The sequence below is a fragment of the Rhizobium sp. rho-13.1 genome (assembly GCF_007000305.1).
Lineage (GTDB): Bacteria > Pseudomonadota > Alphaproteobacteria > Rhizobiales > Rhizobiaceae > Rhizobium > Rhizobium rhododendri.
The window spans coordinates 1-11764 of record NZ_SCFL01000041.1; the positions used below are offsets into that span (position 1 = coordinate 1).

The 11764-nt window shown below is 57.5% G+C and carries 9 protein-coding genes; 4 read left to right on the forward strand and 5 right to left on the reverse strand.

Features of this window, described 5'->3' with window-relative positions; all coding sequences use genetic code 11:
- The 5 genes from EQW76_RS27980 to EQW76_RS28000 all read right to left on the reverse strand — a co-directional run.
- The coding region (locus EQW76_RS27980; RefSeq protein WP_142832532.1) for an MFS transporter at positions 1 to 791 on the reverse strand (791 nt) is incomplete at its 3' end.
- Positions 788 to 1954: an HlyD family secretion protein gene (locus tag EQW76_RS27985; RefSeq protein WP_202617241.1), complete on the reverse strand. Its 1167-nt coding sequence runs from the start codon at positions 1952 to 1954 to the stop codon at positions 788 to 790. The genes EQW76_RS27985 and EQW76_RS27980, both read right to left, overlap by 4 nt.
- Positions 1955 to 2713: 759 nt before the next feature.
- A complete protein-coding gene (locus tag EQW76_RS27990; RefSeq protein ID WP_111220922.1) occupies positions 2714 to 2953 on the reverse strand; it encodes a flagellar hook protein in 240 nt (79 codons plus the stop codon).
- A 61-nt stretch (positions 2954 to 3014) separates the two neighbouring features.
- Entirely contained in the window at positions 3015 to 4250 is a 1236-nt protein-coding gene (locus EQW76_RS27995; RefSeq protein WP_143123493.1) for an HlyD family efflux transporter periplasmic adaptor subunit, read from the reverse strand.
- On the reverse strand, positions 4247 to 6379 hold the full coding sequence (locus EQW76_RS28000; RefSeq protein WP_280176918.1) for a peptidase domain-containing ABC transporter: 2133 nt from the start codon (positions 6377 to 6379) through the stop codon (positions 4247 to 4249). Before EQW76_RS28000 ends, EQW76_RS27995 begins: the two co-directional genes overlap by 4 nt.
- Before the next feature lie 784 nt (positions 6380 to 7163).
- Between EQW76_RS28000 and EQW76_RS28005 the strand changes: the two genes are divergently transcribed.
- From EQW76_RS28005 to EQW76_RS28020, 4 genes are all read left to right on the forward strand, one after another.
- Positions 7164 to 8204, forward strand: coding sequence for an IS110 family transposase (locus tag EQW76_RS28005; protein WP_142832530.1), 1041 nt, complete (start codon positions 7164 to 7166; stop codon positions 8202 to 8204).
- Between the two features lie 343 nt (positions 8205 to 8547).
- Positions 8548 to 9672 carry an IS5 family transposase gene (locus tag EQW76_RS28010; protein ID WP_142832529.1) on the forward strand — a complete coding sequence of 375 codons (1125 nt, stop codon included), beginning with the start codon at positions 8548 to 8550 and terminating at the stop codon, positions 9670 to 9672.
- A gap of 400 nt (positions 9673 to 10072) precedes the next feature.
- Positions 10073 to 10849, forward strand: a complete 777-nt coding sequence (locus tag EQW76_RS28015; RefSeq protein ID WP_142832528.1) for a Sua5/YciO/YrdC/YwlC family protein — start codon at positions 10073 to 10075, stop codon at positions 10847 to 10849.
- Positions 10833 to 10958: an XdhC family protein gene (locus EQW76_RS28020; RefSeq protein WP_161991043.1), complete on the forward strand. Its 126-nt coding sequence runs from the start codon at positions 10833 to 10835 to the stop codon at positions 10956 to 10958. The genes EQW76_RS28015 and EQW76_RS28020 overlap by 17 nt, the downstream gene beginning before the upstream one ends.
- Positions 10959 to 11764 lie beyond the last annotated feature (806 nt).

Here is an 11764-nt window from a genome sequence, read left to right on the forward strand (position 1 = left end):
GCAGTAAGCTGGCCCAAGACAAGCATACAAAAACCTCCCAGCGCGACGCCAGTCAAGAGGACAATCAACGACGACTCGAACCAGCTTTCTCTCTGTCCGTCCTCAAGAACTACCGTCAGGCACCCTAGAAACATCGACAAGCCAACGATCCCCAGCCAGTCCGCTTCAAGAAGCAATTCGAGATTGGTCCTTGAAGACGGCAATCCAAGGGTCAGAAGCATAAGCAGGCCGACGCCTACGGGGAGGTTAAGGAAGAACGCATAGTGCCAGCTGGCGTTTTCCGTTAGCCATCCGCCAAGAACAGGTCCGGCAATCGGTCCCATGATCGCGGTAATTCCGAACAGGGCAACGCCGATAGACTGCTGGTTGGCGGGAAGCCGCTGGGCGATAATGGTCATCGCTGTTGGTATCATCGCGCCTCCGGTGAACCCCTGGCCCGCGCGTCCCGCCACCATCATGCCAAGCGAGGTCGAAAAACCGCAGACCATGGAAAAGCAGATGAATAGTGAGGTCATGACAAGCAGAAACCTGCGGAGGCCGAGAAGGTTGGTAAACCAGCCCGAAAGCGGGATCATGACAATCTCCGCGACAAGATAGGCAGTGACGATCCATGTGCCTTCCGATCCGCTAGTTCCGATTTCCCCTTGTATCTGTGGCAGCGCAGAGTTGGTAATCGAAACGTCCAGCGTCGCCATAAGGGCGCCAACGATACCCGCGGTTACCGCCGTCCATGCCGCAGCGTCCGCCTTTTTTGGCGAGTTGTTTCCCCCCTCCAATTTCGTGGGGCTCATTGGCTAAGCTCCACTGCATTGTCTTTGCCATCGGTGATGCCGTGGGTATCCACCTCGACACTGACAGAGAGACCGGGGACTAGCACATTATGCGGGTTCGCATTGGCTTCAATTTTGATGCGTACGGGTATGCGTTGAACGATCTTTGTGAAATTCCCTGTGGCGTTCTCGGTCGGGATCAGCGCGAATTGTGCGCCTGTTCCGGGGGAGAAGCTCTCGACTTCGCCGTCGAGGGTTCCAGAGCTGATGGCGTCCACGCTGATTCTCGCAGGCTGTCCGACACGCATCGATTCAACCTGCGTCTCCTTGAAGTTGGCAACGAGGTAGATGTCTTTGACCGGAACGAGCGTCATCAATCGCGTACCAGCGGAGACATATTGCCCGACGGCTACCGACTTGTCGCCGACGACGCCCGCGATCGGCGCGGTGATCTCGGTGGCGTCGAGATCAAGCTCGACTGTTGCGAGCTGCGCTTCGGATTGCCGTACAGCCGCCTCCGCCTGTCTGACGGCGGCCTCAGTGGTGTTGATGGCCTCCTTTGCAGACGCCAGAGACGCCTCGGACACCTTGACCTGCGCGGCCTGCTGGTCGCGTTGGCTTGTGTAGGTTGCGATCTGTTCGTTGGACGTCGCGCCGGCGCGGCCAAGCGACTGATAGCGGTCGACCTGGCTCTGGGCGAACTGCGCCTGCGTCCTGACTGACAGGAGTTGCGCCTCAGCCTGTCCCACAGACGATATCTGCCGCTTCGCTTCGGCCTGCGCCCTGGCGAGGTCCGCTTTCGAAGACTCGACGCCAGCTTGTGCTTGGGCGACTTTAGCCTCATAGTTTCGCGGCTCGATCTTCAAAAGCCTATCGCCGACCGCGACCTTCTGGTTGGCGACCACATACACCTGTTCGACATATCCCTGGACCTTTGGCGACACTGTCGTCTGGTCGGCCTGAAGGAACGCGTCATTCGTGGACTGCAGGAACCGGCCGACCGTCCAATAGCGTAAGAACCATATTCCACCGCCGATCATTGCCAAAATGGCGACGGTCAGAAGGATGCGTTTGATGCGACGCTTCTGTTCGGGGTTTTTGGACGGCTTGAAAACTTCCCCGGGCGGTTCGCGAGAAGTGTCGTTTTCCTTTTCGACCTGCATCGCATTTACCTGTGCTAGCACGAGATCACTCCGTCGCATTAATGGTACTATTCATTTTATTTAGTCCCGATATGAAGTCTCATTCGGTGGTTGTGAAACTCATCAGTTTCTTTTTCGATCAAGAGCGAAAAGACCCCGACAATTTGCAATTACTGCAGCTTTCTCGACGGCGCGCGTAGCGTTTGGGTGCCCTTGTCGGTGCGACAGATCTGGGCTTTCGGCATTCACGTTGATATCTGCGGCAAGCAATTCATTCAGCTTAAAGGTGACCATAACGGTAGTACGGCGCCCCACTAAATTGGTCTTTTCGGCTTACCAGAAGGCAATAGATCATAGTCTCTGCTCCAGACTGGAGGTTTGCTGAGAGCGATTTCACCGCGAGAATTTTTGGGCGAGGAAGGTCTCCGGCGTCTGGCCCGTCACAGCAATCATGCCGCCAGGCGCGTCGACTGTTGGCGCTTGCTTGATCTATGATGAAGCCACCCGCCCGAATGCGGCGCGGCTGGGCAATGTCACCCTTCAGATCGTGCGGGACTGGACCGTGCAGTTCATGCGTAGCGACGGTAATATGACGGAATGAAGCCCGCATAAGCCGGGCATCAGCAGTGTGATGCTGCCGGTCGGAAGCGGCCTCGAAGTTAGTGGCTACGACCCGGATTGACGCGCGTTGGGCACTTGTCAAACCCATGTGAATCGCCTGCCGGGCGACGACAGCCCGACCAATCCAGGATGGACCGGCAGCCGGGAACCGGCTGCCGGATTTATTGCGATCAGAGACGTTTAGCTAGCAAACGAGCTATTGAAGTTGAAGCCGCCAGATGCGTTGCTGAACGAGAATGTTCCAGCCTTCTGTACGACTTCAGCCGGCAGCGATGCCGAAAACGTGCCTGACTTCGAACCGAAGGTGTAGCTGCCGCTGACAGCACCATCAGCACCGATGGTGACCGTGGAAGCGACCGTGGAGGCGCCGCCGCTCACGAGATCCAGCTGGGCGATGTCGAGTTCGATGATGTTGTTCATGTTAGTCTCCTTTCAGGTTGGGTTGGGGGGTGGCCTGCCTGGCCTTCCCCTCCTTCAGTCATCACCGGCTGCCTATGGCCATCAGAGGGTCCAATATCCAGTCGGTGAAGTGTCGGCGATCTGTGACGATATCGCCGATTAGGGTCGTACCGGGGGTCAGCGGACGCTCTTCGCCATACGCGGCGATGCTGGTGCGCTCGAGGCTGACTGTGACCCGGTAGACGGGAGCTGTAAGGGCGATGGGAGCCAGAAGCTCACCCTCGCGATAGGTTGCGCGGGAGACCTGAACGACATGGCCCAAAAGCGTCCCGAAACGTTGATATGGAAAGGCATCGACCTTCAGCCGTACCTCCTGCCCTGGCTGGATAAGGCCAGCAGAGCGCGGCGGAACCAGCAGATTGGCTTCGAGGTTGCTGCCAGCAGGCACGAGGGCTGCAAGAGGCGATTGCGTGATGGCAGTCTGCCCCGGCTGAGCCTGTAGCGCCGCAACTCGGCCGGACACCGGCGCGACGACCACATAGGCGCGGTTGACCTTCAATTGCGCAAGGGATTGCTCGAGCTCGCTGCGAAGACCTTGTAGCTGAGCGAGCTTGTCGTCCCTGTCCGCTGGCAGGCTGGCCAATTGCGAGCGTGCATCGACAAGATCGCCTTGCCGCTGTTCCTTCTGCCGCTCGAGTTCGTGGATGACGCTCTCCTGGGCAAAGATCTGCTGCTGGCGGCGCGATAGTTCAAAACGCGTCCCGCCGCCATTGACCTGGAGCTTGGCGTAGTGGCCGGTATCGTCTGTTTGCAGGGCTTGCAGCCGGCGTTCAGACTCCAGACGTTGCTCCTGGCTCGCCAGTTCGCTGCCCAGCCCTTCGACACGGGAAGACATACGTCGCTCCTCCTGGTCAAAGCGGGTGTTGGATGCCTTGATCTGTGTATCGATGGACTGAATACGCGCTTGCGTCTCAATTCGCAATTTTTCACCGACCATGCCGTCTGCGCCAGTCGTCTCCAGCGACAGTTCCACCATCGGCTGGCCCTGGGTGACCAGATCTCCCTCATGGACAAGCACGCGGGTTACCGTGCCGCCCTTGGCGGCGTAGATCTGTGCCAGGCCACCAGTCGGGGCTATGTAGCCCTGCACCGTTTCCTTGCGCGCATAGGTACCGGTCATGAGATAGGCTGCACCGACCACCACGAGGCAGCCGAGGACGGTGGTCATCACCCCATGGCTCACCGGTTGTGCGATCATCACCTCCCCGCCAATGCGGCGACGATGTTCAGTGGCTTCGCTACGGAACAGGGTACTCATGGCACCACCTGCAAAGGGTGGGCCGGCACATCGCGCTTTAGCTCGCGTATATTGCCGTTTTCCACTGCAAAGGCGCGGGCAGCACCTTCGATGGCTCCGGGGCGATGGGCGACCATCACTTGGGTGATTCCGAGCTTGCTCAGCGATTGCATGAGGCGGCGCTCCGACAGGACATCCAGATTGGCCGTCCCTTCGTCGAGAAACAATATGGACGGCTTGCGGTACAGCGCACGCGCCAGGAGAGCTCGCTGCTGCTGCCCACCTGACAGCGTAGATCCGAGGTCTCCCACCAAGGTCATGTAGCCCATTGGCATACACATGATTTCGTCGTGAAGGCCAACAAGCCGGACAACCTCCTCGACCCGAGCGATATCGATCTCAGGATCGAAAAAAGCGATATTGTCGGCAATCGTCCCCGCAAAAAGCTGGTCGTCCTGCATCACCACACCGACCTTGGCTCGGTACGCCCGCATCCCGAAGACGCCGAGCGGGAGGCCGTCCACAAACACCTCGCCCTCACCCGGCGGATAGAGGCCCATCAACAACTTCAAGAGGGTAGACTTGCCGCCGCCAGAAGGGCCCACAAAGACGACGGACTGCCCCGCCTCTATGGAGAGGGATACATCCTTCAGAACCCATGCCTCCCGTTCGGCATAGCGAAAGGAGAGGTTGCGTACGAGAAGTGATCCGGCAAGTGGACGATCCCCCCGGGCTGCGGCATTGAGGGCGGGCTCTGGATCCTGATGCACGACATCGGCCAGGCGCTCTAGATGAAGGCCGATCATGCGAAATTTGAAATACTGGTCGACGAGTGAAAACGCCGCCGTGCTGAACTGGCTCCGATAGGAAAGGAAAGCCAGCAACATGCCGAGCGTCATCTCTCCGCGGATGATGCTGCCGGCTCCGAAATAGAAGACGAGGAGCATCTCGGCGCCCGTCAGGAAGGATAAGCCTGCCGAACCCTTAAGACTGATTTTCTGGACGCGTACATTGTTGTTGATGCTGTCGGCATAGGCATTTTGCCAGACACCGTGGCGTTCCAGTTCACGTCCGAACAGCTTGAATGCCCGCGCACCACGGATCGTTTCAAGCAGGATACCATCCACCTTGGCCTGGTACTGGATACCCTCGTTGGTCAGGCTGCGAAGCCACGGAAAAGTCCCCAAGCGTATGCAAATGACCAGCGCCAGCGAGCCCAGCACAATGCTTGCCAGATAGGGCGCGTAGATCACCATCACGACCAGCGTGATGATCGCCATTAACCCGTCCAGCGCGCCGGACACAAAGCCACCTGTCAGCAGATCCTGAACCGGCTGAAGGGAATTAAAACGCGATAGGATATCGCCGAGACGCCGTTTTTCAAACCACGGGACAGGCAGGCGCATGGCATGACGCAACAGATTGCCGCGCATCTGAAAGGTAAGAAGCGTGCTGAAATGCATCTGCACGTATCCGCGCAACAAGGTCGTGGCGCTCTGAACCAACAGCAGCAATGCCGCGCCGATGACTATGACGTTCAGGAGACTGAAATCACCCTTTGAGATTGCCTCATCGACAATCATCTGGTTGACGAGCGGCGACAGCAGAACAAAGAATTGCAACAGGGCGGAGAGCGCCAGGATCTGCAGCAGGCTCGGAATGAAGCCGGCGCTCCTGGACCAAAGGTCGGCCAGGCACACCCGCTCGACCACCTTGCGTTTTCGGAAGGTGGTTGCCGGTGTGAATTCCAGCGCTATCCCGGTAAAATGTTTCGATGCTTCGTTGAGGGAAAGCCGCCGCTGGCCGCTCGCGGGATCGTGGATGTCCACCCACCGGCCGGATGCATGCGTTAGCACGACGTAGTGCGACATATCCCAGTGGAGAATGCAGGGTGTCTTCAGCTTGCCGATATCTGCCATTTCCAGCTTCAGCGGCCGACTGGTCAGACCGAGATCGTCAGCGACCGCGATGAGCGTTTTCAGAGTCGTACCGTTTGCGGATGCAGCGTGGCGGCGACGAAGTTCTGACAAAGTTATCCGATGACCGTGAAAGCCGGCCACCATCACCAGGCACGCAAGCCCGCATTCAGCGGCTTCGGATTGTAGCAGAGGCTCAACCCCGTAGCGTTTATGGAGGGCCGTGAGAAACAACTGACTATCTCGCTTTAAGTGGTGAAAGATGAGAAATGGGGTGTGACTTCCAACGAACGCCCGGGCGTCCGACGACCGTCCCTTCATGACAGGCCATCGACGAGTTTTCTGAAGACGATGGTTAGGTTCGGGACACTTGGACGTTGACATCCAGTTCAGAACTCGCCTCAGAAGAAGGGCACTGACTGGTCCGAATTCTGTGAAGGTGAGTGATGCAAGACATACGACAAAGCTCCCTTGGATCGTTCATTCCCGGCGCTCCTAATTCGTGCGTGGCAATCAAGCTGCCGTGTCCAAAGGTATGCCATGCCTCATTATTGAGTTGGGTCTAGTTATGTTGAGAGATGTTGCGGCGACCCACTTTGCCGCCACAATCAGGATGATATCTGGCTTGCAGGGGCGGCCGGGGTGCTCGCCCAACCGGATCTGCGATTCGCACACCGGGCCTGGGAGAGCAATCGCCTTCGGAGCTACGCCACCTCCCCATACCTTCTGGCTAGGACACTTCCCGATCTTCGTCGGACGGCTCAATACCCGCGTTTGATCGTGCTATGATCTCGAAGCCGAGCTCTTCGAACATTCCTTTGAAGTCCCGTTAACTCAGCGGATATCGCAATTACGAGGTGGACCCTTGCACCATCAGCCAGGCCTCTAACAGATAGGATATTCGGCTTGAGTCCCTGCCTCGACATCACAGGTTTGATGAAGAGGTGCTGCGCTTCGAGTTGATGATAAACGTGGTCATGTGAGAACAGCCACAAACAACAATGGAAGGAAGCGCAGCATGCAGTATTTTGCAGGCCTTGACGTCTCGTTGCAAGAGACCTCGGTATGTGTCGTTGATGAGACCGGTCGGATTTGCCGGGAGATGAAAGTCGTCAGTCACCCGGACGATCTGGTCGCGGCGTTAAAGAGCCTGGGCTGGGAATTTGTCCGCATCGGGCTGGAAGCCGGTCCGATGTCGCAGTGGTTATATAGTGGCCTGGTTGAGGCGGAGCTGCCAACGGTCTGCATCGAAACCCGTCATGCGAAAGCCTTTCTCAAAGCGCAGGTCAACAAGACGGACCGCAACGATGCCCGCGGTATTGCCCAGATGATGCGGGTGAACCTCTTTCGTCCCGTGCACGTCAAGACGCTGACCAGTCAAAAACGCCGCGCTCTTCTGACCGCACGTAAGCTGCTCCAGGAGAAGGCGCTCGCATTTGAGAACGATATTCGTGGGCTTCTGCGTAACTTCGGCCTCAAGGTGGGCATTGCCAGGGTTGGTAAATTCGAAAACCGCATCAACGAACTCCTGGAGGCTATTCCCGATCTCAAGGAGATCATCGCTCCCCTGCTTGACGCCCGCCAAAAACTCCGGGACGAGTTCTCACGGCTGCACCGGAAGGTCCTCGACATCGCCCGGGATGATGTCACCTGCAAGCGGTTGATGACGATACCCGGAATAGGTCCAGTGATCTCACTCGCTTACATCTGCACCATCGACAGTCCCGCTCGGTTTGTGCACTCCCGAGCGGTGGGACCTGCTTTGGGGCTGACACCGGTCATCAATCAATCGGGAGAAAGCAAGAGAGTTGGCCGCGTGTCTGCCTGCGGCGATGCGATCATGCGCGGGCTACTTTACGAGGCGGCACAGGTGTTGCTGACGCGGGTGAAGAAATGGTCCTGGTTGAAGGCTTGGGCGATGAATGTTGCCAAACGCCGCGGTCTTCGAAAGGCCATTGTCGCTCTTGCGCGGAGACTTGCGGTGATCATGCACCGGATGTGGAGCGATGGCACGGAGTTCCGGTGGAGCCGCGACAGCGACGTGGCGAAAGCCGCCTAATCGGAAACAACGGGAGATAATAGAGTTCTGCCAGCCGGTGGAAAGATGTCCTTCGCGGACGGTGGACAAGGTAAGTTCGACCGCAGCCTTGCTCAACTGCAGCATATCGCAGCTAGAGCGACTAACAGATTGAACCGCCTTGTTCTCCTAATCCTATGGTGGGAGGGCCGAGGGGCCGATCCCGGAGAGAAGCGTGGACCGCGAAAGATATTAGATGCCGATGCAGAAATAGCTCGAAGTGCTTGACCTCAACACGCCGAATAGAGAAGGCTGCGGAAAAAGGCGCTTGCTGCGAGCGTACTGCCGTGATTCCATTGCTGAGTGATTTCGGCAGGAGGATGACATGCGCGGCAGTGACAACCAGACAGCGGGACTATTTTCTTATGTGAGCTGCGAAGCCCGCGTTCCGGCAAACCATCCGCTGCGGCCGATCCGTGCCATTGTAGACGAAGCGCTGGAAGTTCTGTCGCCGGATTTCGAGGCGATGTATTCATCGATCGGCCGGCCGTCGATCCCGCCGGAGAAGCTGCTGCGCGCTTTGTTGTTGCAGGCCTTCTACACGATCGGCTCGGAGCGTCAGCTCATGGAGCAGATGGATTACAATCTGCTGTTCCGCTGGTTCGTCGGCCTGTCGATGGACGCGCCGATCTGGGACGTCACGGTGTCCACCAAGAACCGCGAACGCCTCCTGGCGGGCGACATCGCCGCCAAGTTCCTGGCCGCCTTGCTGGGCCAGCCGAGGGTGAAAGCGCTGCTGTCGGACGAGCATTTCTCGGTGGACGGTACCTTGATCGAAGCCTGGGCGAGCATGAAGAGCTTCAAGCCCAAGGACGACGCAGATGGTGGCGACGCCGACAGCAGCGGCTCTGGCGCTGAAGGGAAACAGCCGCCAGAAGCCAAAGGCCGCAACTCTGAGCGCGATTTCCACGGCGACAAGCGCAGCAACGCAACCCATGCATCGACCACCGACCCGGACGCCAGGCTTTATAAGAAGGCCCGTGGTCAGGCGGCCAGGCTCTGCCATATGGGCCACGTCACCATGGAAAACCGGAACGGCTTGGTTGTCGCCGCCACGCTGACCCATGCGACCGGCACCGCCGAGCGCGAGGCAGCATTGGATATGGTGGGCAGCATGGATGGTCGTCATCGCATCACATTGGCTGCAGACAAAGCCTACGATACGGCCGACTTCGTTGCCGCCTTGCGGGACGCAAAGGTAACGCCACACGTCGCCCAGAACACGACGAACCGACGCTCGGCCATAGACGGTCGGACCACCCATCATCCCGGCTACGGTGTCAGTCAGCGCATTCGCAAGCGCATCGAGGAAGTGTTCGGTTGGGCCAAGACCAGCGGCGGAATGCGCAAGACCCGCCATCGTGGAAAGGATCGCGTCGGCTGGATGTTCACCCTGACAGCGACGGCTTATAATCTGGTGAGGCTGCCAAAGCTGCTGGCGACAGCCTAATCGCGCCCGTAATCCGCCTAAAGAGGGCGGATTACGACGAAACGGGCCGACAAGGCCACTGAAGAACCATTGTCGCTGCTCGTATTCGAGCTAGCTATCGAGGATCGGCGGGAAAATTGGCGCTATTTCCGCACCCTGCTAATGTCTATCTTTAAAACATCTACCGCCGTTTCAACTTTTCGATAATCGCATTCAGAATAATCGGCAGATCGGCACGCTCCACAAGCCTGCAGTGGAATTTTTATCCGACGGTCAATGCACCGCTAAACGCAGCAATTTGTACCGGGCTTTTCTGCGTTTGTCAGAAGGCCAACAACATTTCGCAACAAAACATAACGCAACTTCACAAGGTTATATGGCACGAAAAACTTCTTGAGGTGTCTCTTCAAAGGAATTTTTCATGTCAAAAAAAACAATCCAATGGAACGGTGCTGTTCAACCTGAAGCGATAGATATTCTTACCGCCGAGGGCGGCATGATTGTGAGCCCCACGAAAGTGGGTTACATAATTATGACATCGGATGGCGCTGGGCTTCGAAGAAAATTTTCTGCGAAAGAACGTAATCTCAACAAGCCTGGGGTCGTTCTCGTAAGTTCGTTGGAACAGCTGCGCGATTTGGCGGAATTGACTCCAGAGATCGACGCGTTTTATTCTTGGCATTGGAAAGAAGATGTTTTGTTGGGATGCATTCTGCCCTGGAAAAAGGCGGCGCTTCGGCACATACCGGACGGCGCCGCCGACTTGGTGATGGACAGCCGCCGAACAAGTTGTTTTGTCATCCGGTTTGGCACACCTTCCGAATTAATCGCGCAACGCCTATGGGAAGTTGAGCAAAAACTGACCTTCGCGAGCTCTGCTAATCCATCTGGACAGGGAAATAAAGGGCTGGTTGAGGGGATCGGAGCGCGTATTGGTACCATGGCGGATTTGGTCATCGCAGCTGATGACTACGTTGCTTCAATCCAGCCGGCAAAGGAAGCTGGATCGCGTTACGAACAAGGTGTCATGGTTTCGATGGTTGATGAACACGGAAAAATCGTACCAGAGCAAGGTGGATGCCGTTCTATTGAGCCTGCCCCCACATTGATCCGTAAAGGTCTAGATGTTGATCGCATCATGGAGGCTCTGGCGAATAATTTCGAAAGCTGGAACTATCGGCATGGCCAGTATTATTGAGCCGCCGCGCGCGCTTGGTGCCCAGATGGCGGTTCACGAGGAGGGTCTCTGCTGTGGCTACGTGTTCGGCGGCTGTACGGAAGCTGCCGTGGCTGCGGAGGCTCTTTAGACTATGGCACGGGAACGACCGGTTTGTGCGGCTCCGGGAAGGGCCTTGGTTTTTCGATATGGTCCTGCCGTGCGGCGGTGGTATGATGCTGGCCATCCGCTTGTTGCAAGATAACCTTAGCCTGCATTCCGTGCTCGAGGGCCTGAAAGCGTGCCGTTGCATGGGACTGCGATACAGTGCAGGTGCACAGTCACTGGAGGTCGCACCCTTCTCAAATCGAAACACCTGGGACGGAGCGCATTTGCTGCGAGCCTATGCGCGTCCGCGGCTCTTGCCGAGCGGCACCTCCATTGGGGCAGAGAGCTCGGCGTATCTCGCAGCCTCGACCGGCTATGCAGTCATCCGCCACGAAGAGGCTTCGAGCCTGCTGGATGAAGCCTTGCCTGACCAGGACATGGTTGCCCTTCTACATTACGATCTCGACCGTGAACTGCCGGTGCTGTGTGCAGCACTGGACGGAATGTCCTTCTACATCGGTATCCTTGGTAGCCGCAAGATGCACGATCGGCGCTCCGAGGCGCTGAAAGATCTTAGATGGCATCGTCGAAATAGAACGCATCGAGGCACCAATCCGCGTGATTGCCAAGGCTCGGGATGCAAACACCCTCGCCCTCTCCGTGCTCGGAGACGTTGCCTACGGGGTTTCGCTTAGGATGCGCAATGAGGAGACGCTTTTTTGGATAGTGGGTTGCATGGGTATCGGCGGAGCGGTTTGGGCCCGAGCCCGTGCTTTGGAGGCTGGCTGTTGAAAGAGGTTGCCTCATTCACCCTCCACGTCAACGGCGCCGTCATCGCCGTCGAAGCGG

Excerpts from the sequence above, each read along its gene's own strand:
- EQW76_RS27990 (WP_111220922.1), bottom strand. The coding sequence starts at position 2,953 with ATGAACAACATCATCGAACTCGACATCGCCCAGCTGGATCTCGTGAGC.
- EQW76_RS27995 (WP_143123493.1), bottom strand. The coding sequence starts at position 4,250 with ATGAGTACCCTGTTCCGTAGCGAAGCCACTGAACATCGTCGCCGCATT.
- EQW76_RS28005 (WP_142832530.1), top strand. The coding sequence starts at position 7,164 with ATGCAGTATTTTGCAGGCCTTGACGTCTCGTTGCAAGAGACCTCGGTA.
- EQW76_RS28010 (WP_142832529.1), top strand. The coding sequence starts at position 8,548 with ATGCGCGGCAGTGACAACCAGACAGCGGGACTATTTTCTTATGTGAGC.
- EQW76_RS28015 (WP_142832528.1), top strand. The coding sequence starts at position 10,073 with ATGTCAAAAAAAACAATCCAATGGAACGGTGCTGTTCAACCTGAAGCG.
- EQW76_RS28020 (WP_161991043.1), top strand. The coding sequence starts at position 10,833 with ATGGCCAGTATTATTGAGCCGCCGCGCGCGCTTGGTGCCCAGATGGCG.